At 62.0% G+C, this 23,402-nt stretch carries 23 protein-coding genes and 3 pseudogenes; 8 read left to right on the top strand and 18 right to left on the bottom strand.

Annotated features, from left to right (window positions below; genetic code table 11):
- The first annotated feature begins 69 nt into the window (after positions 1-69).
- The 4 genes from QXZ85_RS18565 to QXZ85_RS18580 all read left to right on the top strand — a co-directional run bounded on the left by QXZ85_RS18565 (position 70) and on the right by QXZ85_RS18580 (position 4,319).
- Positions 70-975 (top strand): LysR family transcriptional regulator, encoded by a 906-nt coding sequence (locus tag QXZ85_RS18565; protein ID WP_315767807.1) that lies wholly within the window; start codon positions 70-72, stop codon positions 973-975.
- A 271-nt stretch (positions 976-1,246) separates the two neighbouring features.
- Positions 1,247-2,971: a dihydroxy-acid dehydratase gene (ilvD, locus tag QXZ85_RS18570; protein ID WP_315728940.1), complete on the top strand. Its 1,725-nt coding sequence runs from the start codon at positions 1,247-1,249 to the stop codon at positions 2,969-2,971.
- Positions 2,958-3,800, top strand: coding sequence for a tetratricopeptide repeat protein (locus QXZ85_RS18575; RefSeq protein WP_315704140.1), 843 nt, complete (start codon positions 2,958-2,960; stop codon positions 3,798-3,800). Before ilvD ends, QXZ85_RS18575 begins: the two co-directional genes overlap by 14 nt.
- A gap of 39 nt (positions 3,801-3,839) precedes the next feature.
- Entirely contained in the window at positions 3,840-4,319 is a 480-nt protein-coding gene (locus QXZ85_RS18580; RefSeq protein WP_315744501.1) for a GNAT family N-acetyltransferase, read from the top strand.
- Between the two features lie 124 nt (positions 4,320-4,443).
- On the opposite strand, the gene bla is transcribed toward QXZ85_RS18580, so the two are convergent.
- The gene (gene bla, locus QXZ85_RS18585; protein ID WP_315744502.1) at positions 4,444-5,322 is read right to left on the bottom strand and encodes a class A beta-lactamase; all 879 of its coding nucleotides are present in this window, start codon (positions 5,320-5,322) and stop codon (positions 4,444-4,446) included.
- Between the two features lie 32 nt (positions 5,323-5,354).
- Entirely contained in the window at positions 5,355-6,146 is a 792-nt protein-coding gene (gene xth / locus QXZ85_RS18590) for an exodeoxyribonuclease III (protein ID WP_315704137.1), read from the bottom strand.
- Positions 6,147-6,329: 183 nt separating this feature from the next.
- On the opposite strand from xth, the gene QXZ85_RS18595 reads away from it, so the two are divergent.
- Positions 6,330-7,340, top strand: a complete 1,011-nt coding sequence (locus QXZ85_RS18595; protein WP_315744503.1) for a PEP-CTERM sorting domain-containing protein — start codon at positions 6,330-6,332, stop codon at positions 7,338-7,340.
- Between the two features lie 270 nt (positions 7,341-7,610).
- On the opposite strand, the gene QXZ85_RS18600 is transcribed toward QXZ85_RS18595, so the two are convergent.
- The 16 genes and pseudogenes from QXZ85_RS18600 to erpA all read right to left on the bottom strand — a co-directional run bounded on the left by QXZ85_RS18600 (position 7,611) and on the right by erpA (position 18,532).
- Complete coding sequence (locus tag QXZ85_RS18600) at positions 7,611-7,904, bottom strand: hypothetical protein (protein ID WP_315744504.1); 294 nt, start codon at positions 7,902-7,904, stop codon at positions 7,611-7,613.
- 12 nt (positions 7,905-7,916) lie between these two features.
- Positions 7,917-8,036 (bottom strand): annotated as a pseudogene (locus tag QXZ85_RS18605) (AbrB/MazE/SpoVT family DNA-binding domain-containing protein); the annotation flags it as partial.
- Between the two features lie 98 nt (positions 8,037-8,134).
- Positions 8,135-8,713 carry a MarR family transcriptional regulator gene (locus tag QXZ85_RS18610; RefSeq protein WP_315744505.1) on the bottom strand — a complete coding sequence of 193 codons (579 nt, stop codon included), beginning with the start codon at positions 8,711-8,713 and terminating at the stop codon, positions 8,135-8,137.
- A 58-nt stretch (positions 8,714-8,771) separates the two neighbouring features.
- The gene (locus QXZ85_RS18615; RefSeq protein WP_315744519.1) at positions 8,772-9,569 is read right to left on the bottom strand and encodes an ABC transporter ATP-binding protein; all 798 of its coding nucleotides are present in this window, start codon (positions 9,567-9,569) and stop codon (positions 8,772-8,774) included.
- Positions 9,569-10,501 carry an ABC transporter permease gene (locus QXZ85_RS18620; RefSeq protein WP_315744507.1) on the bottom strand — a complete coding sequence of 311 codons (933 nt, stop codon included), beginning with the start codon at positions 10,499-10,501 and terminating at the stop codon, positions 9,569-9,571. Before QXZ85_RS18620 ends, QXZ85_RS18615 begins: the two co-directional genes overlap by 1 nt.
- A complete protein-coding gene (locus QXZ85_RS18625; protein WP_315764142.1) occupies positions 10,498-11,478 on the bottom strand; it encodes an ABC transporter substrate-binding protein in 981 nt (326 codons plus the stop codon). Before QXZ85_RS18625 ends, QXZ85_RS18620 begins: the two co-directional genes overlap by 4 nt.
- 37 nt (positions 11,479-11,515) lie before the next feature.
- A complete protein-coding gene (locus QXZ85_RS18630) occupies positions 11,516-12,736 on the bottom strand; it encodes an alpha-hydroxy acid oxidase (RefSeq protein WP_315744511.1) in 1,221 nt (406 codons plus the stop codon).
- A gap of 36 nt (positions 12,737-12,772) precedes the next feature.
- Positions 12,773-12,949, bottom strand: coding sequence for an FAD-binding oxidoreductase (locus QXZ85_RS18635; RefSeq protein ID WP_315767810.1), 177 nt, complete (start codon positions 12,947-12,949; stop codon positions 12,773-12,775).
- A 44-nt stretch (positions 12,950-12,993) separates the two neighbouring features.
- Positions 12,994-13,284, bottom strand: coding sequence for a hypothetical protein (locus QXZ85_RS18640; RefSeq protein ID WP_315767921.1), 291 nt, complete (start codon positions 13,282-13,284; stop codon positions 12,994-12,996).
- An 88-nt stretch (positions 13,285-13,372) separates the two neighbouring features.
- Positions 13,373-13,960, bottom strand: a pseudogene (locus QXZ85_RS18645) (FAD-binding oxidoreductase); the annotation flags it as partial.
- Positions 13,921-14,958 (bottom strand): prephenate dehydratase domain-containing protein, encoded by a 1,038-nt coding sequence (locus tag QXZ85_RS18650; RefSeq protein WP_315744513.1) that lies wholly within the window; start codon positions 14,956-14,958, stop codon positions 13,921-13,923. The gene QXZ85_RS18650 and the pseudogene QXZ85_RS18645, both read right to left, overlap by 40 nt.
- 91 nt (positions 14,959-15,049) lie before the next feature.
- On the bottom strand, positions 15,050-15,856 hold the full coding sequence (locus QXZ85_RS18655; RefSeq protein WP_315744515.1) for a class I SAM-dependent methyltransferase: 807 nt from the start codon (positions 15,854-15,856) through the stop codon (positions 15,050-15,052).
- 348 nt (positions 15,857-16,204) lie between these two features.
- The gene (locus QXZ85_RS18660; protein ID WP_315744516.1) at positions 16,205-17,068 is read right to left on the bottom strand and encodes a DMT family transporter; all 864 of its coding nucleotides are present in this window, start codon (positions 17,066-17,068) and stop codon (positions 16,205-16,207) included.
- 172 nt (positions 17,069-17,240) lie between these two features.
- Positions 17,241-17,438, bottom strand: coding sequence for a conjugal transfer protein TraD (locus tag QXZ85_RS18665; RefSeq protein WP_315744517.1), 198 nt, complete (start codon positions 17,436-17,438; stop codon positions 17,241-17,243).
- A 1-nt stretch (position 17,439) separates the two neighbouring features.
- Positions 17,440-17,766 (bottom strand): annotated as a pseudogene (locus QXZ85_RS18670) (conjugal transfer protein TraD).
- Positions 17,767-18,202: 436 nt separating this feature from the next.
- Positions 18,203-18,532 carry an iron-sulfur cluster insertion protein ErpA gene (erpA, locus tag QXZ85_RS18675; protein ID WP_315704135.1) on the bottom strand — a complete coding sequence of 110 codons (330 nt, stop codon included), beginning with the start codon at positions 18,530-18,532 and terminating at the stop codon, positions 18,203-18,205.
- Between the two features lie 111 nt (positions 18,533-18,643).
- Between erpA and QXZ85_RS18680 the strand changes: the two genes are divergently transcribed.
- The 3 genes from QXZ85_RS18680 (at position 18,644) to QXZ85_RS18690 (ending at position 23,377) form a co-directional block, all read left to right on the top strand.
- A complete protein-coding gene (locus QXZ85_RS18680; RefSeq protein ID WP_315704134.1) occupies positions 18,644-19,810 on the top strand; it encodes a deoxyguanosinetriphosphate triphosphohydrolase in 1,167 nt (388 codons plus the stop codon).
- A gap of 9 nt (positions 19,811-19,819) precedes the next feature.
- Positions 19,820-21,619, top strand: coding sequence for an arginine--tRNA ligase (argS, locus tag QXZ85_RS18685; protein WP_315704133.1), 1,800 nt, complete (start codon positions 19,820-19,822; stop codon positions 21,617-21,619).
- Between the two features lie 96 nt (positions 21,620-21,715).
- Positions 21,716-23,377 carry an SPOR domain-containing protein gene (locus QXZ85_RS18690; RefSeq protein ID WP_315704132.1) on the top strand — a complete coding sequence of 554 codons (1,662 nt, stop codon included), beginning with the start codon at positions 21,716-21,718 and terminating at the stop codon, positions 23,375-23,377.
- Positions 23,378-23,402 lie beyond the last annotated feature (25 nt).

The raw sequence follows: 23,402 nt of genomic DNA on the forward strand, positions 1-23,402 counted from the left end.
GCTGGGCTGTCGGGGCAGATCATCCCGGGCAACTTGACATGACTTGTCGGGCCAAGCGAACAATCGCGCATGGATCGGTTCGATGCGATGCGCCTGTTCGTCCGGCTGGTGGAGCGCCGGAGCTTCACGACGGCGGCCGCCGACCTCGGCGTGCCCCGCTCGACGGCGAGTGAAACGCTGCAACAGCTCGAGGCTCGTCTCGGCGCACGGCTGCTGGAGCGGAGCACCCGGCATGTCACGCCGACCCTGGACGGCGAGGAATATTATCGGCGCTGCGTTGCCATCCTGGCCGAATTGGAGGAGGCGGAGGTCGCGTTGCGCGAAGCTCAGCCCCGCGGGCTGTTGCGGATCGATGCGCATCCGCACCTCACGCGCACCTTCCTGCTGCCGCATCTGCCGGACTTCCTGGCGCGCTATCCGCTCCTCGATCTGCGGATCGGGCAGGGCGATCGCCTGGTCGATCTGCTGCGAGAGGGCGTCGATTGCGTGATCCGCGCCGGCGAGCCGGAGGATAGCGGGATGATTCTCCGTCGGCTCGGCATGATCGAGGAGATCACCGTCGCAAGCCCGGCCTATCTCGCCAAGCACGGCATGCCGGCGACGCCCGACGAGCTCGATGGCCACCAGATGGTCGGCTTCATCTCGTCGCGGACCGGAGAGGTGCTGCCGCTCGAATTCTGCGCCGGCGGGACGGTCCGGCAGGTGACGCTGCCGAGCCGCGTCACGGTCAACAATTCCGACACCTCGGCCGACCTCGCCAAGCTCGGGCTGGGCCTGGTCCAGGCGCCGCGCTACCGCTTTGCGGACGATCTCGCCGAAGGCGCGCTGGTCGAGATCCTGACCGATTACCCGCCGTCGCCGACCCCGCTCTCGGCGCTGTATCCGCAGAATCGCCAGCTGACCTTGCGCCTGCGGGTGTTCCTGGACTGGGTCTCCGGGATCCTCGCTCAGGCCCCGCTTGGCCGTAGGGGCTGAATCCGCGCGTCACACGGGCCGAGGTGGTTGGCCGTCAAGGTATTATATAACCGAAAATGGTTGCGTGCCGGCCACGAACGTTGCGAGATCGCAACAGATTGCGAGCGTCACGTTGCAATCTCAGGCCCTCCACGACTGCGCCGCTTTTTGGCCACACCCCTTCGTGAAATATTGCTTTCAGTGAGTGACCGGCGCGTGAGGGAGAGAAAATCCATTTCAGGGAAACGGGTTTTCTTGTCTCGCATTGGTGTCGGCGAAAGCCAGATTCGCGATGGACGCCAAGACCGACATCAAGCGCAGGTTGCCCAGCCGTCACGTGACGGAAGGTCCTGAACGCGCGCCCCATCGGTCCTACCTCTATGCGATGGGCCTCACCACGGCCCAGATCCACCAGCCCTTCGTCGGCGTCGCCTCCTGCTGGAACGAGGCTGCCCCCTGCAACATCGCCCTGATGCGGCAGGCACAGGCGGTGAAGAAGGGCGTCGCGCATGCCGGCGGCACGCCGCGCGAGTTCTGCACCATCACCGTGACCGACGGCATCGCGATGGGCCACGATGGCATGCGCTCCTCGCTGCCGTCCCGTGAGTGCATTGCCGATTCGGTCGAGCTCACCATCCGCGGCCATTCCTATGACGCGCTGGTCGGGCTGGCCGGCTGCGACAAATCGCTGCCCGGCATGATGATGGCGATGGTGCGGCTGAATGTGCCCTCGATCTTCATCTATGGCGGCTCGATCCTGCCCGGCAATTTCCGCGGCCAGCAGGTCACCGTGCAGGACATGTTCGAGGCGGTCGGCAAGCACTCGGTGGGGGCGATGTCGGACGCCGACCTCGACGAACTCGAGCGCGTCGCCTGTCCGTCGGCGGGAGCCTGCGGCGCCCAGTTCACGGCCAACACGATGGCGACCGTCTCCGAGGCGATCGGCCTTGCGCTGCCATATTCCGCTGGCGCTCCAGCACCTTATGAGATCCGCGACGCTTTCTGCATGACCGCCGGCGAGCAGGTGATGGAGCTGATCGCCGCCAACATCCGGCCGCGCGATATCGTCACCCGCAAGTCGCTGGAGAACGCTGCGGCCGTGGTCGCGGCGTCCGGCGGCTCGACGAATGCTGCGTTGCATCTACCAGCGATCGCGCATGAAGCCGGCCTCAAATTCGATTTGTTTGATGTAGCTCAAGTCTTCAAAAAGACACCATATATCGCGGATTTGAAGCCGGGCGGCCGCTATGTCGCCAAAGACCTGTTCGAAGCTGGTGGCATTCCGCTTCTGATGAAGACGTTGCTCGATCATGGCTATTTGCATGGCGACTGCCTCACAGTCACCGGCCGGACGATCGCCGAAAACCTCAAAGGCGTGAAATGGAATCCGCACCAGGATGTGGTGAGGCCGGCTGATCAGCCGATCACTGCGACCGGAGGTGTCGTCGGTCTGAAAGGCAATCTCGCGCCGGAGGGCGCGATCGTGAAAGTCGCGGGTATGTCGAATTTGAAATTCACTGGGCCGGCCCGCTGCTTCGACCGGGAAGAGGACGCCTTCGAGGCGGTTCAGAAGCGCACCTACAAGGAAGGCGAAGTCATCGTCATCCGCTATGAGGGACCGCGCGGTGGCCCGGGCATGCGAGAGATGCTGCAGACCACGGCGGCGCTGACCGGCCAGGGCATGGGCGGTAAGATCGCGCTTATCACCGACGGCCGGTTCTCAGGTGCGACCCGCGGCTTCTGCATCGGGCATATCGGGCCGGAAGCCGCGGTCGGCGGCCCGATCGCACTGATCGAGGACGGCGACATCATCGAGATCGACGCAATCGCCGGTCGGCTTAACGTAAATTTGACCGACGCCGAGCTTGCGGAACGCAAAACCAAATGGCAGCCGCGCGCGACGAATCATATGTCGGGCGTGCTTTGGAAATATGCCCAGCAGGTTGGGCCAGCAGTGGCGGGGGCCGTCACCCACCCCGGTAGTGCGCAAGAGACATATTGCTATGCGGACATCTGACCGTATCATTTTTGCATTGATGTTGGGCGTCGCCCCGTTGGCGCTGGCGCAGCCGTCGTTTGCATTCGACGGTGCACCGGTCAATCAGGAGCCGACCATCCCTGTAGCCACGGTTCCGTCCGCCGCCGGTGCGGCGGCGTTGCGGAAGGCGGTACCGCAGACCGCCGCGACCGCGGCGCCGCAGCCGACCTCGCTGACGGCGCTGCAATATGCGGCGGACGAGGGTCATCCGATTGCGCAGTGGAAGCTCGGGCGCATGTACGCTGCCGGCGACGGCGTCGCGCAGGACGATCTGCGTGCATTTGACTATTTCAGCCGGATCGCCAATGCCCATGCCGAGGATAGTCCGTCGGCGCCGCAGGCGCAGATCGTGGCGAACGCCTTCGTTGCGCTCGGCCGGTATTATCTGAGCGGCATCCCGAACTCGAAGGTCAAGCCAGACACGGACCGGGCGCGGGAGATGTTCTCCTATGCTGCGTCCTATTTCGGCAATGCCGACGCTCAATATGATCTGGCGCGGCTGTATCTGAAGACCTCGGACGCTTCGCGGGACGACTTCCGCTACGGCGCGCGCTGGCTCGGTCTGGCGGCCCAGAAGGGCCAGCACCAGGCCCAGGCGCTGCTCGGCCAGATGCTGTTCAACGGCGATCGGCTGCCGCGCCAGCCCGCGCGCGGGCTGATGTTCCTGACCCTGGCGCGGGAAGGGGCAGGCGCCGACGAGGCTTGGATCAAGGAGAGCTATAACCGCGCCTTTGCGCAGGCCTCCGATGATGACCGCGCCATGGCGCTGCAGATGCTCGAGCACTGGGTTCAGGGCAAGCGGGACTGACGGGGAATGCAGCGAGTCCCCGACTGAAGAGGGGACGCGATGATCATCCGAGATGCGACGCCCGCCGATGGGCATGAGGCCTGCGCCGTGTTGCGCGCCTCGATCGCGCAGCTCTGCAGCGCCGATCACCGCAATGACGCGGATATTCTGAGCCGCTGGCTGGCCAACAAGACCTCCGAGAATGTCGCCACCTGGGCCGACAATGACGGCCGCTCCCTGCTGGTCGCGATCCGAGACAGAGCCATCGTCGCGGTGGGCGGTGTCCGGGATAGCGGCGAGATCACCCTGAACTATGTCGCTCCGCAGGCGCGCTTCTCCGGCGTCAGTTCCGCGCTGCTGGCCGCGCTCGAGGCCCGTGCGGCCGAGCGCGGCGCCCGGCGTGTGACGTTGCTCAGCACCGAGACCGCGCATCGATTCTATCTCGCGCGTGGCTATGTCGACGACGGACCCGTTGTCGGCAAGTTCGGCACGGCGGCGTCGTATCCGATGTTCAAGGTGCTTTCTGTCGCGCCGCGTTAGATCATGATGCGATTGGAAAGAATCGCATCATGATCTCATCTCTCTGATTGAGCATGATCTCCGCGCAAACGCCTATGGCGTTTGTCGCGAGGGAAAACCGGTTTCCAGTTTTCCGGACCGTGCTCTAGCCGAACTGCCGTGCCACGATCCGTCCGACTTCGGCATGAACTGCGTTGCGCTTGTCGTCGGACGCGTTATCGGTCTCGGTCAAATAGCTGGTCAGGATCAGCGGCGCGCGGCCCGGCGGCCAGATCACCGCGATGTCGTTGCTGCTGCCATGCCCGCCGGAGCCGGTCTTGTCGCCGATGCGCCAGTTGCTCGGGAGCCCTGCGCGCAGCCTGGACGCGCCGGTCTTGCAGCCGACCATCCAGCCGATCAGCAGCTCGCGCGAGGCGGGCGAGAGCGCTTCGCCCGTGGTGAGCTTCGCCAGCGTTCGCGCCATCGCAGCCGGCGTTGTCGTATCCCTGACATCGCCGGGCGTGGCCTCGTTGAGATCGGGCTCGATGCGATCGAGACGCGTGAGCGAGTCGCCGAGGGACTGCGCATGATGCGTCAGAGCGGGCGGGCCGCCGAACGAGGCCAGCAGGAGGTTGGCGGCCGTGTTGTCGCTGAGCGTGACGGCGGCCTCGCACAGCTCGGCGACCGTCATTCCGGAATCGAGATGCGTCTTGGTGACCGGGGCGTAGGACAAGATGTCGGCCTGGGCGAAGCGGATGCGACGCGCGAGCTGCTCGGCGCCCGCGTCGACCCTGGCGAGGATCGCTGCGGCGGCCAGCACCTTGAAGGTGCTGCACATCGGAAAGCGCTCGTCGAGGCGATGGCCTGCAAGCTCGCCGCTTGCCGTGTCCAGCAGTGCGACGCCGAATCGGCCGCCACTATCGGCTTCGAGCTTGGTGAGCGCGGCGTCGACGCCGGCGAGATCGCGCGCCCGCGCGCGCGGCGTGAGACTGACAGCGAGGAGTGGAGAGAGGGCAAGCGGAAGGAGGTCGCGTCTGCTGATCATGATGAGTGATCCTCGGGGGAAGGTTGAAAGCCTTACGCCGCTTCGAGATCGAAATCCGCCCAGATCGGCACGTGATCGGATGGCTTCTCCCAGGCCCGCACATAGCTGTCGATGCCGACCTCGACCAGCCGGTCACCGGCCTGCGGCGACAGCAGCAGGTGATCGATTCGCAGGCCCTGATTCTTCTGCCAGGCCCCGGCCTGGTAGTCCCAGAAGGTGTACTGGCCCGGCGCATCGGTGACCGCGCGCAGTGCGTCGGTGAGGCCGAGGCCCAGCAGGGCCTGAAAGCTCTCGCGGGTCTCCGGGCGGAACAGCGCATCGGTGACCCAGGCGTCCGGATTGTGAACGTCGACCGCCTGCGGAATCACGTTGAAGTCGCCGGCGAGCACCAGCGGCTCCTCGGTCTTCAGCCGTTCACAGGCATAATCGCGCAGGCGCGACATCCACTTCAGCTTGTAAGGATATTTCTCGGTATTGGCCGGATTGCCGTTGGGCAGATAGAGGCAGGCGATCCGGACCACGCCCTGCTTCAGGCTGACCACGCCCTCGATGAAGCGCGCATGCACGTCCTCGTCGTCCCCGGCAAGCCCCGACTTGGTCTCGTCGAACGGCAGCTTCGAGAGCAGCGCCACGCCGTTGAAGGTCTTTTGTCCGTGCGTCACCACATTGTAGCCCAGCGCCTCGATCTCGAGTCGCGGGAAGGCATCGTCGGTGCATTTGATCTCCTGCAGGCAGACGATGTCGGGCGAGCACTCCTTCAGCCAGGTCATGAGATGTTCGATCCGTTGCCGGACCGAATTGACGTTCCAGGTGGCGATGCGCATGGCGGAGTTCCGAAGGGGATGAGGCGGACCACGTGGTTAGACCAAGCCAAGGCGGTCTCGGTCAAGCCCGCTCGATGGCCTGTCCGTTCACGCGAACTTCATCACGGGTTCACACGCCGCCACTAGTTAGCGCTGCCATGCCGATGCGGCATGATTGACCGATTTGATTGTGAAGGATTCTCGATGAAGTTTTCTCTTACGTTGATGCGCTCAACCGCGCTGGCCTTTTCGGCACTGGCGATCGGTGCCACAGAGTTCGCGCCGGCTCATGCGGCCAGCGAGCGCCTGCAATTGGAGTGGCACGTGCCGGGGCATGAGCACGAGGATCATGGTGCCACGAAGCAGTGGAAGCTTGTCGAAGAGAAGCAGTTCTTTCTGCAGAATCCGCCGAACTCCTTCACCGGCCTGTATCGGTCGCAAGGCATGGCGACGGACGGCCGTCGCTGGTTCTTCTCCTGGCAATACGGCCTGGAGATCGCCGACCGCAAATTCAACTCGCTTCAACGCAACTCGTCATTCCAGTTGCCTGCCAACCTCGTGCCGGGGATTCCGGCAAACCTGCTCGCTCAGGGGTTGGATCACATCGGAGACATCGATTACAGCGACGGCGTGATCTATGCGTCGCTCGACACCACCCGCGGCTATACCAACGGCCATGTCGCGCTCTTCAACGCACGCGATCTGAGCTACACCGGGATCGTCTATGAGCTGACGGGCGCGCCGAGCAATCCGAAGAAGGATGTCGCGAGCTGGGTCGCCGTCGACGCCAAGCACCAGCGGGGCTATGGCAAGGAGTGGCAGAGCGGAAACACCATCAACGTCTACAATCTGCAGGACTGGAAGTTCATCGGCACCATCACGATGGACATGGCTCTGGAAAACATTCAGGGCGCGAAAGTCCACGGCGACTGGCTCTATATGTCTTCGAACAACACGACGCAGTCGGTGTACCGCGCCAATCTGCACAACGGCCATGTGGAAGAGTTGTTTCGTCTCCCCACGCCCGCCGGCGATCGCGAGGTCGAAGGCATTGCGTTGCAAGAGGGACGTGACGGCGAACTGGACATCTATGTCGAGATGGTCGTCGATCCGGACCGCTCCGGACAGAATCTCTCCAACGCCAATCTGCACGTCTCGCTGTTCCACTATCGCGAAGCAGATCGGCCGTCCTACGAAGTCGGCGAAAATCGTTAGCACCGGCGTACTCATCGCCAAGGCGCAGTCCTCATAGCAGGACGCGCAAGCTCATTGCGAGGAGCGTAGCGGCGAAGCAATCCGAAAGTCCTGTGCGCGGGTCTGGAGTGCTTCGCTTGCGCTCGCAAGATGTGAGACGATCTGCCGAACCCGCGCACCTTTGTGCGGCTGCGCTCGCTGCACGACGGGCAGTCTACGCATGAAGCGCACGCTCATATTGCCCGTCGTGCCAACGTGTCGCACGCACTACGGCTTGCCGTGTCGGGCAAATCAGAACGATGATCTCGCGCATCCCACCTCATGCAGAGCAACTGTGGTGATTTGGACCTGCGAGCGGCCGCGTTCAAGGCTTGCGCCGGACGAGCGCAGGCCTGCTGTCACATTCTCGGCTTTTTCGAGTGCGCCCAGAGCGGCCTCATAGGCGGCATTCGCTGCCTTCGCCATGCGACTGCTCCAGCCTGCGAACGGCCACCCATATTCGCTTTGCCACCATTCAGGTTTGCGCAGCTTGCTGACCGACGCAAACTCATCCCATGTCCGAATTTTTCCGCGTGCCTTCATCAATGTAGAGCACGCTCACAGATCAATTTCTTTCGGCGCTAGCAGGGTGTCATCAACATCGGTGAACTGATCGTCCGGCCCCAGTGGCTCCAAACCGGCCAACACTTCCAGCAGATTCTTGCGGCGGATCGGCTCGTAAGCCTCAGGAGCTATCAAAAGGGCAGACGATAAACGCTCAGTGAACGTAAGAGCGTATGCACTTCTCACACAGCCTGCAGAAGTTCTGCGGCAGCCTACTCCGACGAAGTGAATTGCGGGACCAACCTTGCCGAATTGGTGTCACCAGCAACTGCCTGCCAGCCGCGGGCGACTGCGCCGGCACAAGCATCTTCGATCCGATCGAGCATAGTGTGGAGGCTTTCGCGCTCGGCGTCCGACAGGCTCTCGAGGATACGCGCTTCCATCGCCTGACCGATGACGACTATCTCCTCCAGCACCTTGTAACCTTGGGGCGTCAATTCTACCGCCGAGAACCGACGATCTCCCATGCCGGCATTGCGCTGGGCAAAGCCGAGCGTGACCAGCTGCGCGATGCCGCGACTGACGGCGAACTGATCGAGCGCGCCAGCATGGCAAATTTCCTTGCTCGAAAGCCCAGGGCGGCCGCCGGCAATGGCGAGAATTCGCCAAGAGGCTTGGGAAAGCCCATAGCGCGGCCCATAGTATGAAGCGAGCAGCTCCGCGGTGCTGCTCGCCACGAGGAACATGCGGTAGGGTATCCAGCGGTCAAGCCGAAACGAAGGCTTGACAGCCTTCCCATCCTCGCGTTCCTCCACCGCTCTGCCTTCGTGTTGATTGTCTTTTAATTGCATTTTTCATCTATATTCCAACATCGTTCCGAAAACAAGCGACCGGCGGTCGCGGCAGTAATCAAGCGAGCAGAAGCCGATCTTCGGCAACTTCACCGCCACTGACCGCTCCGAATAGGGCGATCAGGTCAGGTACATCGTAGCCAGCCCGCTCGTCGCCTTCAACATCGAGCACGATGCGTCCTCCATTCATCATGATGGTGCGTTGACCGAAGTCGAGGGCATGGCGCATGCTGTGCGTGACCATCAGCGTCGTTAGTCGCTGACGTTCGCTGATCTCCGCCGAGAGTGCTAGGATTCGTGACGCTGCCTTAGGATCCAGCGCCGCCGTATGCTCGTCGAGAAGAAGTAGCTTCATCGGCAGCAATGTCGCCATCAACAGGCTCACCGCCTGTCGCTGTCCGCCGGAAAGCGTGCCGATCCGCGCCCTGAGCTTCGTTTCGAGTCCGAGACCAAGATCAGCGAGCTGTTCTTTGAACCGTGCGCGCCCCATCCGCCCACCGAGCGCAAGGGACAGCCCGCGTCGTCCAGCGCGCGCGGAAGCGAGTGCAAGGTTTTCCTCAACGGTAAGGGCCTCGCAGGTGCCAATCCGCGGGTCCTGGAATACGCGACCGATGAATCTCGCCCGCGTCTGGGTGGACAACCGCGTAACGTCGACGCCATCAATGACGATCCGGCCACGATCGGGTGCGACTGCGCCGGCAACAGCCGAAAGGAGTGTCGACTTTCCGGCGCCATTGCTGCCGATCACCGTTGCGAACTGACCCTTGGGGATGGCCAGCGATACGCCACGCAGTGCGGCCACTTCGAGAGCTGTCCCAGGATTGAACGTGACCGAGATCGAATCGAGGTTCAACATCATGAGGCAGCTCCTTCTGCTTTCGACGGCTCAGGCAGAGGGGTGCGCCTGATGGAGGGCAGCTTCTTCATCCGCGCTTTCGAAACCATCACGGCGACGGCGACCACGATTGCAGTCACCAGGTTGAGATCCTGCGCCTGGATCCCGATCATGCCGCCATCTAGCGCCAGCGCAATGACGAGCCGATAGATCAATGCACCAAGGATACAGCCGAGCGTGGCTCGCGCAACAGATCCTGCGCCGACAACTGTCTCGCCGATGATAACTGCAGCAAGACCGGTTACAATCGTGCCGATACCCATCGAGACATCGGCAACGCCCTGGCTTTCAGCATAGAGCGCGCCGGCAAGGCCGACGAGACCATTGGCGAATGCCATGCCCAGCATGACCATGCGGCCGTTGTCGACGCCCTGCGCCTCCGCCATTCTCGGGTTGGCGCCGGTTGCGCGCAAGGCCAGTCCGATCTGAGTGACGAGGAACCAATCGACGGAAACCTTTGCGGCTAATACAATGCAGAGAAGCAGCACCGTGTTGGCCCAGACTCCGAGTGCAGCGATTCCGTCAATCCAGGAGAATATGGTGTCGGTGCCATAGAGCGATATATTCGGTTTGCCCATGACGCGCAGGTTGATCGAGAACAGCGCAACCATGGTCAGGATTCCTGCGAGCAGGTTCATGATCTTCAACCGGACCGACAAGAACGCCGTTACGAAGCCCGCCACGGCGCCTGCGGCAAATCCTAGAAGCGTTGCGACGATGGGCTGCACGCCGGCCATGATCGCGGAAGCTGCGACCGAGGCACCGAGCGGGAAGCTACCGTCGACGGTCAGATCTGGAAAGTCTAGCATCCGAAACGAGAGAAAGACGCCAAGGGCGACAAGGCCAAACAACAGGCCTGCCTCGCAGGCTCCGGAAAGGGCGATGAGGCTCATTGTGCGATCACCTTTGCGGCCGCTTGTGTCACAGTCTCGGACAAGCTTACCCCCATCTTCTTCGCCGATGCGCTGTTCAGGTAAAGATCCTCGCTGTCGAGCGTGCCGACGGGGATGTCGGCGGGCTTTGCACCATTCAGGACCTTTGCGGCAATCTCACCCGTCAGCCGGCCCAGCTTGTAGTAATTAAACCCAAGCGCAGCCATCGCTCCGCGTTCAACGGAATTGGTGTCGCTGGCATAGACAGGGATCTTCGCATCGACGCCGACCTTGACCACGCTTTCGACGGCCGAAACTATCGTGCTGTCGGTCGGGAGCAGGATGGCGTCGGCTTTGCCGACGAGGCTGCGCGCGGCATCCGGCACAGCCGCCGACTGGGCGGCGGTCGCCTCGACGATACTCATGCCGAGCTTTGCCGCCTCGGCCTTCATGTCTGCCACTTGTGCGACGGAGTTGGTCTCGCCAGCATTATAGAGGACCCCGACTTTCGTTGCTGTCGGTGTGAGCTTGCGGATCAACTCAAAGGTCAGATTCAGGGGTTGCTTGTCGCTGGTGCCGGTGAGCGTGCCGTCCGGCTGCGAAAAGCTTTTGACCAACTTAGCTGCAACAGGATCCGTCACAGCGGAAAACACGATCGGGATTGCCCCCTTCGCCGCGGCCTGACAGGCCTGAGCCGACGGCGTCGAGATGGCCACGATCAGGTCCGGTGCTTTGCCGGCAAAAGTTTTGGCGATCTGCGTTTGCGTCGGCATGCTGCCTTGTGCGCTTGCAACGTCGAGAGTGATAGTCTTGCCGTCGACAAAGCCGGCGTCGGCCAGCGCATCGATGATTCCCTTGCGTGCGGCATCGATGGCGGGGTGTTCAACGATATAGGTCAGCGCCACTGTCTTGTCTGCTGCCGTGGCGACATTGGTGGCCAAAGGGACCAGAAAGGCTGACAAGGCCAGGGCATGCAATAAAACGATTCTGCGGTCCATCGGACAATCTCCTCGAAAGGGCTTTGTGGACGGCGGATCAGGCGGCAAAGGGTGACTGTGACCGCGGCAATGTGGACTCGCGAACCGGAACTTGCTCAGGTCGCATCAGAACCGGGGGAAATCGAAGCTTGGAAGGTCGGAGATCGGCAATGGTGGGTGCACCCATCATTGCCTGAGCGACGTCGAGTTCAGCGGCGATGATGCCGAGAGCCCGGAAAACCGCTTCCTCACCGCCACTCGCCAACGCATAGAGTGTCGCACGTCCGACCTGCACAGCCGTTGCGCCGAGCGCCAGCGCCTTGGCAACATCGGTGCCGCTGCGAAAGCCGCTGTCGACCAGGATTGCGAGCTTGCCTCCGACGGCGCTCACGAATTCCGGCAGGATGTCGATACTCGCAACGGCTCCGTCGAGTTGTCGGCCGCCGTGATTGCTGACCACGATACCGTCAAGCCCAAGTTCTGCTGATCGGACCCCCTGCCTCGGATTGAGCAGCCCCTTTAGGATCAACGGCCCCTTCCAGCGATCGCGAATGAAGGCGATGTCGTCCCAGGAGACGGTCGGGTCAAGCTGTTGCTCCATCACCTCCGCGATCGTTCTCGCAGATTTGAGGTCGAACTCGGCTGCCATGACCTCTAAACGCGGAGCACCGGCACGAGCCATTCGCAATGCCCACGCCGGATGAGCAAGGAGGCTCAAGAGCTTTCCCGGCGTCCAGCGGAACGGCAGTGAAAAGCCATTGCGGGCATCGCGCAACCGTCTGCCGGGAATGGCGTTGTCGACGGTGATCTCAATCGCTTCGAAGCCCAGCGCCTCGGCGTGTTTCAGCAGTCTGAGGCTTACTTCGCGGTCACGGAACAGGTAGAGCTGAAACCACTTTCTGCCTTCGCTGGCGGCTGCCACGGCTTCCATGGTCGCGCTGGCTGCCGAACTCATGACAAAGGGAATACCCGCTCGCCCGGCAGCGCGAGCCAGCGCTTGATCGCCTGCCGGCCAAGCCGCGCCAGCTAGCCCCGTTGGGCCGATGATGACTGGCATTGCGAGCGGTTTGCCGAAGAGCGTGATGGCAGCCGAGCGATGACCGACATCGACCGGTGCTGAACCGACGAGACGGATGCGATCCAATGCCGCACGGTTTTCGAGCAGCGTCAGCTCCGAGCCGGCGCCGCCGTCGAAGAAATCAAAGACCATTTTCGGCAACGCGCGCTGCGCGGCAGTTCTGAAATCGGCGATCGAAGCCGGGCCATGCTGCTTGGACATGAATGTTGCACTACCTCCCTGGTTTATGGATCTCGCTCAATTGAAAGGCGGCGCCTCGGCGAGGTTGAAAATCCTGCCTGGATTCATGATGTTGTGAGGATCGATCGCACGTTTGATCGCGGCCATTACCCGGATGATCGGACCATGCTCGGCGACAAGCGCTGCCATTTTGCCGTGGCCGATTCCGTGCTCGCCGCTCGACGTCCCTTGCAAGGCGATAGCAAAGCCTGGCTCGGGCCTCCGCCGACACTGCCGTATCAACCCGGCTGGCTCCGGTGGTATGCGCCTCCACCTCTATGAAAGGCAAAGCCGCCGCGGCTGCCGTGCAGTTCGATAAAAGGCGTTGGCTCGATCGGCAAAGAGAGTTTTGAATAACCGTTGACGGCCTCGACCTGCAGTTCATCGAGCAGTTCGATGCGTGCTAAAGTATCGGTTAGCCTCGTCGCAACAAGCACGAAACCGACCGCCTGTTCTAGCGTCGAGAAGCTTGCCGAAATCGCAACGACGTGGTCTGGAATTGGATGCAGCTTGACGGTCACCTCGGTCACGATGCCGAGCGTGCCTTCGGTTCCCACCCAGAGCCGTGTGGTCGTATCCTGCAGCCGACTTGCGCGCGTGGCTTGCGGTCCGAATCCGATCACCGTTGGGCAGAACGAGACCTAGTGAAATGACATTGTCTTTCATCGTGCCATAACGCATGGCATTCGTGCCCGAGGCGCACGTTGAGGCCATACCGCCAAGCGAGGCGTCCGCGCGGGGATCAACTGGGAAGAACGGACCTGTGTCGCGCAATTCGGCATTGAGGCGCTTGCGGGTCACTCCTACCTCGACGGTCGCTGTCATGTCGTCCGGCTGAACCATCAGAATTTGATCCAACCGTGAGAGATCGACGCATATTCCGCCCATGGGGGCTGCAACATGACCCTCGCATAATGTGCCGGTTCCAAACGGGATCACCGGCACGTCAAAGGCGTGGCAGGTTGCTACAATACGCGATACCTCATCGGCCGTTTCAGGAAAGATGACTGCGTCCGGCGGGTAGGAGGGATGCCAGCTCACGTCACGGCCCTGCTGATCTCGCACGGCCGCCGCCGTTGTGAGTCGATCGCCAAAACGCAGCTTCAATTTCGCGATTGCCGCATTGGCGAGATCGTTTTGGTGTGCGCTATGTTTGATCACGGCTGTCATCGCGGGTTTTCGCTTTCCTGTTGACGGTTGGACCATCGAAAGGCAGCCGGAGGCTTGGTTCCCCAAGAATGGAGATCTTCCTCGCTGCGGTTGCGCAGATGTCGGCTAGCCATCGGAAATGTGCCGAGAACAACGACCTCGTGTGCATGACGAGCGAGAATATCGAGCGCATCGGCCACCTCTGGCATGGCGGGATCACCCTCGAATTCGCAAAGGAAGCGGGATGGCACGAACTGACCGCCGACAAGATAGCTTTCGATCTTGGTCATGTTGATGCCATTGTCGGCAAATCCGGCGATGGCGTGATAGAGGCAGCCCGGCCGGTTCTGGGCACGGAAGACGATTGTCGTCAGAAGCTGTGTTTTGTGCTCGATTGCCTGAGGTTCCGCGGACAGCACATAGAACCGCGTCGTATTATGTGGATCGTCTTCGACATTGCGTTTGAGGATATTCAGTCCGTAGAGGTTGGCGGCGAGATCTGAAGCAATTGCCGCCTCGCTCGGATCCGCACGAGACGCCACTAGCTCGGCGGCGTGCGATGTCGTCGGAGCGGCAACGGCCTCGAGATCGAGCGCCGCAATAAGACGGCTGACTTGACCAAGTGCCACGGGATGCGAACGAACGCGCCGGATACTGGCGAGCGTGGTGCCTGCCGGCGCCATGAGGCAATGCTCGACGCGTTGAAAATGCTCACCGACGATATGCAAACCACTATCGGGCACGATCTTGTGCACGTCCGGCACGCGCCCAACCAGGCTGTTTTCGCATGGCAGGAGGATCCGGTCGACTTCACCGCGGACAGTACTTGCAATCGCGGTCTCTAAGCTCGGCATGGCGATGCGATCTGCGGATGGGAACGCCATCCTGCAAGCAACATCAGCAAATGCACCGGGCCGACCATTATAGCCAACTCTATGGACGGTGGTGTCCGAGCTGATTTTCTCGAGGTCTGGAACCAATGGACTGGTATCTGGATCGAAAGCGGTTCCGGGGGTAGGGGCCGTGGATCCACAGTTTGCGGCGGGAAATGTCATAGGCGATCTCCGAAAATTCGCACACGCTACGTCATGTCGCGGCCGGATTTGTCCCGGCCAGCGTCAAGCGCCTGTCATCGGCCATCTATGATTAACTTGCGGGTGGTAGCCGCGTCGTTTCCATCACTGTCATCGGCCAAAGCAGAGCGATGCCGTTACCATCGGAAACGACGTCAAGATGGCGTTCCGCTGCCACAAGGCAGTCGTCGTCGTCGAAAATCTCGGTTGCAGAGAACAACAATCGCAGAAAATGTCCGAGATCTGCTTTGGTGTCGAAGCGCCAGCGGGTGGTGACATCGGTGAATTGAGGTTTGTCCCATCCGGTCAGCGCACACAGGCTCGTTGCAAACTCCCGCGAGAGGAATGAGACCTCGTGGCCGCTACAGCAGCTGAGCGCGATGAAATCGTCGAAATATGCGGCAAGTCGCGTTCCGGCGAAGATGTCGGCAATCACCAGCTTGCCGCCGGGTTGGACATGGGTTGCGATCGCCTTCCAGGCAGCCGTCTTGTCCGAAATATGATGCACGGCGCCGCGCGACCAAGCCATGTCAAAATCACGAATCGGCAGGTCGAGCATGTGCGCTGCCTGACCGAAAACCTTAATCCGCCCGCCACTTTCGACTTCGAGATCCTCAAGCTGTTCAGTGGACGGATCGGTTGCGACCAACAAGCCTGCAGGGCCGATATCTTGAGCAATCACCCTGCTGAAATGACCATTGCCAGCGCCAATCTCCAAGACTCGCCGACCGTCGATCGGCTGCAGGAAGTGGCGCATGGCGGCAATATCGTCAAGCCAGGCATCGGGAAAGAGATGGAGTGCATCGCGGTAGGTTGCCGAGCGGCGACCTGAGAAGACGACCTCGGATTCCGTCGGTGTCGAGGACATATACATGGACATATGCCTTCCAGAGTTGTTGCGGTTCGGACGTCTCCCTAGGTTCGGATGTCTCCCTAGATTCTAGTTTTACGGGCAATCGCGATGCCTCTTATGATCAAAACTACAACATGGATTTGATAGGATATCAATTGCTATTTGCAAGTAATTTGGGCTAGCTTAAACTTTGTGCATTTGATCTTACCGGAGGCAATTTTACCGGAGCTAAGGGCGATATTCTTCAATGGACCGGTGCATTCTCGACTAGCGGGTGGGCCGTTAAACGGTACTCAAGCTGTGATCGCAACTCACGGGCCCCTCCGCTGACACATAGGGCTCCGATCGCAGAGGGCCGTGACTGATCGCTTCGATTCAGGCGTTGAGCACCAGGATATTGCCAAGAAGGATTGTCGCACCACCGAAGGCGAGGCGAGTATCGACGTGCAGGCCTTCGAACATAACGGAGATCGTTATGGCAACAATCGGAACAACCGTTAGCGCATAGGCCGCTCGCGCAGGGCCGACCTTCTCAATGAGGGTGAAATACATGAGAAACGTAACGCAGGATGCGACAATTGCCAGATAGGCAAGCTGTGCCAGATAGCCAACAGTTACAGGTATTGTGAGAGACGTGCCGACAATCACAGCCCAGGCGAATCCGAAGCCGCATCCACACAATGCACCCCAACCCATAAGCACTGGGATTGGCACGCCGCGCCGCTGGTTACGCGCAGCAATCGCCGTCCCCGCACCGGTAGCCATCGCCGCGATGCCGGCCCAGATAAAGCCCGTCACAGTTTGCGGATTGAGATGCAGTGCGAAGATCTGTGGGGCCGCCACGATGCCAAGACCAAAGAGACCACAAACTATGCCAATTGTTGTGCGGCGGCTTATCCGCAGTTTCAACAGCAAACGGCTGGCAATGGCGGCAAACAGCGAAGAACTCGACAGCACCAGCGCTGCGATCCCACTCGGGATACCCTTCGTCGCCTTGTAGAAGGCGATAAATGCAAGCCCGAAAAACAATATGCCTTGCATCATCACCCAAATGCGGTCGCTACGGGCAATCGTGATCGGTTTGCCGGTGGCGATCGAGAACCCGAGCATGCCTAACCCGACGAGAAACATGCGGATCGCCACCGACAACTCCGGAGCCGAAGCACTTGCCTGGAGGGACGTCACAATGGCGCCCGAACCCCACAAAAGCACGGTCGCGAGAAAGAGGGCTGCGGTCATGTTGTATCCTTTGCGGCTAGGTAGTGACCCGGATAATTGCCCCGCCTCACCGCGATGCGTAGGGCATAGCACGCAGTGTCAAATATATACTTGCAAAATGCAATTAATATTAAACGATATCTTCTTAGCCAGATATGACCTCTCCGCGTCGCCCACCATCGATCACCGCCCATCATAGGGCGTGTCGTGCGGTGATCGTTTGTGCGTATGCATTGCCTTCCGCGTCGAACGCTACTTTCCCCTTTCCGGCCCATAGGTCGCGGGCGCGTTGTCCATCGTTGCTTCGGAGCTTGTCGGCCATCCAGATGAACGCGGCGAGTTCGATGAGGTGGCGCGTGCGTTTGCGGCGTTCGACCTGCCACGTGCGCATGTCATGCCGCGCCCCTGCTGCCTGATGGCGATTGCGCGCCGCTCGGTTGCGCCGGAGCGCTGTCAGTGTCGCGGCCATTTGCCGGTGCAGGTCACCGTGACCGGCTTCGAAAAAACGTCGCCCCGCGCTTGGCCCACGCCGCCCTCTTGTCCGTATCTTTGGTCTCGGCCAGCACGATCAGAGCGCTCGCCAGTTCCTCAGTGCTGAGCGCGTCGGCTCCCGTAGCGATCGCCAGTTCTCCAAGCTGCTGCAGCTTGCGGGTTTTGAGTTCACGCGCCTTGTCTTCCAGTGCCTTCAGTTCGGCATCGAAGTCCCGTGGCTTGCGCAAGGTCGGCACGGACGGTCAAAGTCGTATGGTCCTGGCATCCCGACGCTGATGCCCCGCGCAACGCGTCTTACGCGTTGTCGCGGACGCGACGAAGCTTCGCTTCGCGCGGATATGGTGGCCAAAAAGCCCGGCGCACCAGGGAGAGTACGAAGCAGCCGTTAAAACCGTCGCGCGGGGAAGGCCGGGATGTCTCGGCCGAACCTGTGGTGACTGCCGCCTGCTTTCTTTTCTGCAGGCGGGCCATGGGGGCGGCGAGCTCCCGGCCTTCCCCGCGCCCTCTCGTTACCGAGGGCCACGTCTGATGCAGACCCCGGACGCGCTTGCGCTGCGGGACACGCCGCGGCTTGCCTGCTGAACGCACCAGATCCCGGTTGCGCTGCCGCCACCTGCCCCACGAGGCCCGGCCGGAAGGCCGAGGTCTACTGATCGGCGGGGATTACACGGAGAAGCTGGTGCCGCAGCCGCAGGAGGCGGTGGCATTGGGATTGTTGAGGCGGAAGGAGGCGCCCATCAGGTCGTCGACGAAGTCGAGTTCCGAGCCGGCCAGGAACGGCACCGAGGCCGGATCGACCAGGACGATCGCCTGGTCGCGCTGGATCACCAGGTCGTCATCGGCCTTGCTGCGGTCGATATCGAACTTGTACTGGAAGCCGGAGCAGCCGCCGCCTTCGACCGAGATGCGTAGCATGGCTCCGTTATCCTCCTTCTTGAGGATTTCCCCGATCCGGCGGGCGGCACGCTCGCTGATGGTGACGGCGGCAGTCATGGCAAAGGATCTCCTGGAGCACTCGTCATGCCCAATTCATTTGGTATCGGGCACGCCCCATAGTTAAGTGCATCGAACGCTGGAATCAAACCTTCGGAGGTCGAATCAGCCGTGTCGGTCGGAATGGCTGCCCCCCGCGCTCCCTATTCCTGCGATCCCGATCGCAGTCGGGGCAGGCTTGTCGCAGAGCCGCCGTCGCGGACCCGGAGTGCTTTCCGGCGGGATTGCGACCGGGTCATCCATTCGTCCGCCTTCCGCCGGCTCAAGCACAAGACCCAGGTCTTCGTTTTCCACGAGGGCGATCATTATCGCACGCGACTGACCCATTCTTTGGAAGTCGCCCAGATCGCCCGGGCGCTCGCCCGCCAGCTCGGGCTCGACGAGGACCTGACCGAGACGCTGGCGTTGGCGCACGATCTTGGCCATCCGCCGTTCGGGCACGCCGGCGAGCGGGCGCTCAACCAATGCCTGCAGGCCCATGGCGGCTTCGATCATAATGCGCAGGCTTTGCGCGTGATCACCTCGCTCGAGCAGCGCTATCCCGAGTTCGACGGCCTGAACCTGACCTGGGAGTCGTTGGAGGGTGTCGTCAAGCATAACGGTCCGCTCCAGGAGCCCATTCCGATCGGGATCGCCGAGTTCAATGCGGGCTTCGATCTGGAGCTGTGGAGCTTCGCTTCGCTGGAGGCGCAGGTTGCTGCGCTGGCCGACGATATCGCCTATGACGCCCATGACATCGACGACGGCTTGCGTGCCGGGCTGTTCGTGGTCGACGACCTCAAAGAGATTCCGCTGATTGCCGCCATGATCGACGCGATCGACCGGCATTATCCGGGTCTCGACGATATCAGGCGCGGTGCGGAGCTGGTGCGCGACCTGATCTCCTTCCTGATTGCAGATGTGGCGGCGGAAGCCCAGGCAAGGCTCGACCGCGTCAAGCCGATGTCGGCCCATGATGTCCGCCGGCACGGCGCGCCCCTGGTCGCGTTTTCTGCCGAGGCGGCCGCGGCCGAGAAGAGCATCAAGGGCTTCCTGTGGCACCACATGTACCGGCACGAGCGGGTGATGCGGGTGATGCGCGAGGCCGAACGGATCGTGGTCGACCTGTTCGAACGATACCGCAAGGATCCGGCGGCCTTGCCGCCCGAATGGCGCGATGGCCGTGACGGGGAGGGGGAGTGCGCCCGCCGCATCGGCAATTTCATCGCCGGCATGACCGACCGTTTTGCGCTCACCGAGCATGTCAGGCTTTTTGACTCGACCCCGGATTTACGTTAGGCGGCGCCCATGGTCGACAAAGCTCAAAACCTGCATCTTTTCGCCGACGTGCTGGCGCGCGTGCATGCGATCTGCGCCGCGCTCGCCAAGGACGGCAATTGGCCCGAGGGCATCGATTTTGCGCGCGTGGTGGTCGAGCCGCCGCGCGATGCCAGCCATGGCGACATGGCGACCAACGCGGCGATGGTGCTGGCGAAAGAAGCCAAGGCCAAGCCGCGCGATCTGGCCGAGCAGATCGCAGCAAAGCTGCGCGATGATCCGTTGGTGGCCAAGGTCGAGATCGCCGGTCCCGGCTTCATCAATCTGACCTTGCAACCCACTGTCTGGGCGGAAGAGCTCCGCACCGTCTTACGCGAGGTTGGCGACTTCGGCCGGGTCGCCTCGGTCCCGGGCGCAGCGAGGGTCAACGTCGAATACGTCTCGGCCAATCCGACGGGCCCGATGCATGTCGGTCATTGCCGTGGCGCCGTGTTCGGCGACGCGCTCTGCAGTCTTTTGCAATTCGCCGGTCACGACGTCACGCGGGAATACTACATCAACGATGCCGGAGCCCAGGTCGACGTGCTCGCGCGCTCGACCTTCCTCAGATATCGCGAGGCCTTGGGTGAGGACATCGGCTCGATTCCGGAAGGACTCTATCCCGGCGACTATCTGAAGCCTGTGGGCCAGGCGCTGGCCGCGGAATATGGCGACAAGCTGAAGGCGATGCCGGAGGCGCAGTGGCTGGGAATCGTGCGCGACAAGTCGATCGCGATGATGATGGACGCGATCAAGGAAGATCTCGCCGCGCTCAACATCCGCCACGACGTCTTCTTTTCCGAACGCTCGCTGATCGCCTCAGGCAACAACAAGGTTGCCGAGACCATCGATTTCCTGCGCCAGCGCGGTGACGTCTACGAAGGGCGATTGCCGCCGCCGAAGGGCGCGCCGGTGGAGGATTGGGAAGATCGCGAACAGCTTCTGTTTCGCGCCACCGCCTACGGCGATGACGTCGATCGTCCCTTGATCAAGTCCGATGGCACCTACACTTACTTCGCTTCCGACATCGCCAATCACCGCAACAAGTTCGAGCGCGGCTTTGCCGATCTGATCGACGTATTCGGTGCTGATCATGGCGGCTACATCAAGCGCATGCAGGCCGCGGTGAAGGCGGTCACGGCCGGGCAGGCGACGCTGGACGTCAAGATCGTCCAGCTCGTCAAGCTCTTGCGCAATGGCGAGCCGGTGAAGATGTCGAAGCGTTCCGGCGATTTCGTGACGTTGCGCGAGGTCGTCGATGAAGTCGGCCGCGACGCAGTCCGCTTCATGATGCTCTACCGGAAGAACGATGCAGTGCTCGACTTCGACCTCGCCAAGGTGATCGAGCAGTCCAAGGACAATCCGGTATTCTATGTGCAGTATGGTCACGCGCGCGGGCATTCGATCTTCCGCAATGCCCGGGCGGAGGTGATTCCGGAGCTGCCCGAGGAGCCTTTGGCGCGCGCTGCTTTCCTGGCGGAAGCGAGGCTCGAGCTGCTCGCGGACCCCGGCGAGATCGGCATTTTAAAGCGCTTGGCGCTATTTCCTCGCCTGATCGAAGGCGCGGCCGCGGCCCATGAGCCGCACCGGATCGCTTTCTATCTGTATGAACTTGCAAGTGAATTCCATGCGCAGTACACTCGCGGAAACAGCTTGCCCTATTTACGCTTCAGTTACCGTGATGATGCAGTGATAACCAAGGCGCGATTAGCCATGGTTCAGGGCGTTGTCTCGGTGCTGGGCTCGGGACTAGCTATATTGGGCGTCCATGCTCCCGAGGCCATGAAGTAGCCCGGGTCGGCGGATGCAGTTTGTGTTGGGGGCCTCGATCCGGCAAGGTCCGCCTTAGTACGCATTTGCGGTTCTCCCGCGGGGACGCTTTATTCGATGGCTGATCGGTACCAGGATAGACCCTTTCCCGCTGATGGTTTTGGTCGGGGTGGCGGGTCCGCGCAACCGGAGAGTGATCCGCTTGCCGAGCTCGCTCGCCTGATCGGGCAGAACGACCCGTTCGCTGCTCAGACCACGCGCAATGTTCCTTCCGGCGCACCGCGCGCAGCCGCGCCGCGCCCGTCAACGCCGCTGCCGCCGGTCGAGCCGGTTGCCGAGCCCGCACCGTCAGCTGGGCCGCCATCCTGGATCCAGCGCGCCAACCGGCAGGAAATCCCGCGAAATCAGCAGCGGGAGGCCCCAGCCACCGCGCGCGATCCGTTCGCGGAACTCGTGCGCGAGCCGCAGCGGCCTGCTGCCGGATATCCTGCGGCGGGGGGCTATCAGGATCCCAACGCCCTTTCGCGGGATTTTCCCGAACAGGATTTCGAAGCCCAGGAGTTTGCGACGCGGCAGAGTGCGGCGCGGCCGGAGGCTCCCCAATCCTATCCGCGGGATGATTTTGCCGATGACCTCGCCAAGCTGAACTTTGGCGCCACCGACCCGCATCGCGGCTTTGGCACCGATCCCGGCCTTCATCATGAGGCGGCGTTCGACGAACCGGAGCCGGATCCGTCTCGCTACGACGACGCGCTGTTCGGGCCGGCCGGGCATGAAGCCCAGGATTTTCACGGCGAGCAGGAATTCCACGAGGATCACTACGCCTACCAGGACGGCTACGACGAGGCCGACGAGGAGGAGGAGCCGAAGCGCCGCGGCGGTGGGATGACCACTGTGTTTGCGATCCTTGCGCTTGGCGTTCTCGGCACCGGTGGCGCGTTCGGTTATAAGACCTACTTCTCGACCACCCGGAGTGGCGAGGCTCCGATCATCAAGGCGGACAACAGCCCGACCAAGATCATGGCCTCGCCGGCAGACTCGACGCCCAAGGTTCCCGATCGGTTGATCGGAGATGGCGGCGAGAAGCTGGTGTCGCGCGAGGAAACCCCGGTCGATGTGAATTCCAGGTCCGTCGGCCCTCGGGTGGTCTTCCCGCAGCTCAATCAGAATGCCAATCCGCCGCCTCCGTCGAGCGTTTCGACCGCTGGCATGCCGCCCGCGGCTGGCGGCAACAACGGCATCTTGCCGAACAGCGACCCGCGGCCGATCAGCACGCTGCGCATCAGCGGCAATTCGGCCGGTACGACGTCGGCCGATGCCAGCGGCGGGGATGCCGCAGTCGCGGCAGCGCCTCCTCCTGCAACAAAGCCGGCGACCAAGCCGACGCGCAATTCGCCCGCCAATGCGAATGCATCCGTCAACAACGCGCCGCTCTCGCTGAACCCGCAATCGGCAGCTCCGGCGCCGTCGAGCCGCGTCGCAGCCGTCGCGCCGACCGAATCGGCGCCGGCTGCGAGCAGGAGCGGCGGCGGTTATCTCGTCTCGATTTCGTCGCAGGTCAGCGAAGAGGATGCGCTGTCGTCCTACAAGGTGACGCAGAGCAAGTATTCCTCGGTGCTGGGAAGCTATTCACCGATCATCAGGCGCGTGGATATGCCTGACAAGAGCGTGCGATACCGTGCCGCTGTCGGGCCGTTTGCGACGCGCGAGGAAGCCAACCAGATGTGCGGAACGTTGAAAACTGCCGGCGGACAGTGTTTCGCGTTTAGTAACCACTAACCCTGGCTTGACCGGTCTCGGGGCG

The sequence above is a fragment of the Bradyrhizobium sp. SZCCHNGR1005 genome, from assembly GCF_032489995.1.
GTDB lineage: Bacteria > Pseudomonadota > Alphaproteobacteria > Rhizobiales > Xanthobacteraceae > Bradyrhizobium.

Coding starts and splice junctions, on each gene's coding strand:
- QXZ85_RS18565 (WP_315767807.1), top strand. CDS start 70: ATGGATCGGTTCGATGCGATGCGCCTGTTCGTCCGGCTGGTGGAGCGC.
- ilvD (WP_315728940.1), top strand. CDS start 1,247: ATGGACGCCAAGACCGACATCAAGCGCAGGTTGCCCAGCCGTCACGTG.
- QXZ85_RS18575 (WP_315704140.1), top strand. CDS start 2,958: ATGCGGACATCTGACCGTATCATTTTTGCATTGATGTTGGGCGTCGCC.
- QXZ85_RS18580 (WP_315744501.1), top strand. CDS start 3,840: ATGATCATCCGAGATGCGACGCCCGCCGATGGGCATGAGGCCTGCGCC.
- bla (WP_315744502.1), bottom strand. CDS start 5,322: ATGATCAGCAGACGCGACCTCCTTCCGCTTGCCCTCTCTCCACTCCTC.
- xth (WP_315704137.1), bottom strand. CDS start 6,146: ATGCGCATCGCCACCTGGAACGTCAATTCGGTCCGGCAACGGATCGAA.
- QXZ85_RS18595 (WP_315744503.1), top strand. CDS start 6,330: ATGAAGTTTTCTCTTACGTTGATGCGCTCAACCGCGCTGGCCTTTTCG.
- QXZ85_RS18610 (WP_315744505.1), bottom strand. CDS start 8,713: ATGCAATTAAAAGACAATCAACACGAAGGCAGAGCGGTGGAGGAACGC.
- QXZ85_RS18615 (WP_315744519.1), bottom strand. CDS start 9,569: ATGTTGAACCTCGATTCGATCTCGGTCACGTTCAATCCTGGGACAGCT.
- QXZ85_RS18620 (WP_315744507.1), bottom strand. CDS start 10,501: ATGAGCCTCATCGCCCTTTCCGGAGCCTGCGAGGCAGGCCTGTTGTTT.
- QXZ85_RS18625 (WP_315764142.1), bottom strand. CDS start 11,478: ATGGACCGCAGAATCGTTTTATTGCATGCCCTGGCCTTGTCAGCCTTT.
- QXZ85_RS18630 (WP_315744511.1), bottom strand. CDS start 12,736: ATGTCCAAGCAGCATGGCCCGGCTTCGATCGCCGATTTCAGAACTGCC.
- QXZ85_RS18650 (WP_315744513.1), bottom strand. CDS start 14,958: ATGACATTTCCCGCCGCAAACTGTGGATCCACGGCCCCTACCCCCGGA.
- QXZ85_RS18655 (WP_315744515.1), bottom strand. CDS start 15,856: ATGTCCATGTATATGTCCTCGACACCGACGGAATCCGAGGTCGTCTTC.
- QXZ85_RS18660 (WP_315744516.1), bottom strand. CDS start 17,068: ATGACCGCAGCCCTCTTTCTCGCGACCGTGCTTTTGTGGGGTTCGGGC.
- QXZ85_RS18665 (WP_315744517.1), bottom strand. CDS start 17,438: ATGCGCACGTGGCAGGTCGAACGCCGCAAACGCACGCGCCACCTCATC.
- erpA (WP_315704135.1), bottom strand. CDS start 18,532: ATGACTGCCGCCGTCACCATCAGCGAGCGTGCCGCCCGCCGGATCGGG.
- argS (WP_315704133.1), top strand. CDS start 19,820: ATGGTCGACAAAGCTCAAAACCTGCATCTTTTCGCCGACGTGCTGGCG.
- QXZ85_RS18690 (WP_315704132.1), top strand. CDS start 21,716: ATGGCTGATCGGTACCAGGATAGACCCTTTCCCGCTGATGGTTTTGGT.